This is a genomic window from Microvirga soli, assembly GCF_016734765.1.
GTDB lineage: Bacteria > Pseudomonadota > Alphaproteobacteria > Rhizobiales > Beijerinckiaceae > Microvirga > Microvirga soli.
This window is the reverse complement of sequence record NZ_JAERQE010000161.1, coordinates 1-824: the sequence shown is the minus strand read 5'-3', so window position 1 is coordinate 824 and position 824 is coordinate 1. Positions and strand designations below refer to the sequence as shown.

Here is an 824-nt window from a genome sequence, read left to right as displayed (position 1 = left end):
GCGATGGGCCGGTTGGCTGCGGGCGATCTGGACGTGAGTGTCACGGGCACGGAGCGCCGCGACGAGGTGGGGCTGCTTGCCCGCTCGCTGCAGGTGTTCAAGGACAATGCTGTTGAGGCCCGCCAGCTCGCCGCCGCCCAGGACGCCGAGAACCAGGCCAAGATGCGCCGCGCCGAGATGCTCGACCAGATCACCCGCCGCTTCGAGAGCAACGTGTCGGCCCTGACCCAAGGGCTGTCCTCAGCCGCCACCGAGATGGAGGCCACGGCGCAGACCATGACGGCGGTCGCCAGCCAGACCACCCAGCAGTCCGTCACCGTCTCGTCGGCCGCCCAGCAGACCTCGGCCAACGTGCAGACCGTGGCGGCCGCCACCGAGGAGCTGTCGATCTCGATCCGCGAGATCGCCTCCCAGGTGGCGCAGTCCTCGCAGATCGCCGACCGGGCCGTGCAGGGCGCGCGCCGCACCGATGCGGCCGTGCAGGATCTGGCCTCGACCGCCAGCCGCATCGGCGACGTGGTGCAGCTGATCAACACCATTGCCGGCCAGACCAACCTGCTGGCGCTCAATGCCACCATCGAGGCGGCGCGCGCCGGAGAAGCCGGCAAGGGCTTTGCCGTGGTGGCAACAGAAGTGAAGGAGCTGGCCTCGCAGACGGCCAAGGCGACGGAAGAGATCTCGGCCCAGATCGGCTCGGTGCAGCAGGCGACGCAGCAGACGGTGGCGGCCATTCAGGAGATCGCCCGCACGATCACCGAGATGAGCCAGATCTCCACGTCGATTGCGGCCGCCATGGAGGAGCAGGGGGCGGCGACCGCCGAGAT

At 69.5% G+C, this 824-nt stretch carries 1 protein-coding gene; it reads left to right on the top strand.

What is annotated here, in order from left to right; all coding sequences use genetic code 11:
* Positions 1-824: methyl-accepting chemotaxis protein (locus JKL45_RS29665; protein ID WP_201865363.1), on the top strand; the 824-nt coding region annotated here is incomplete at both ends.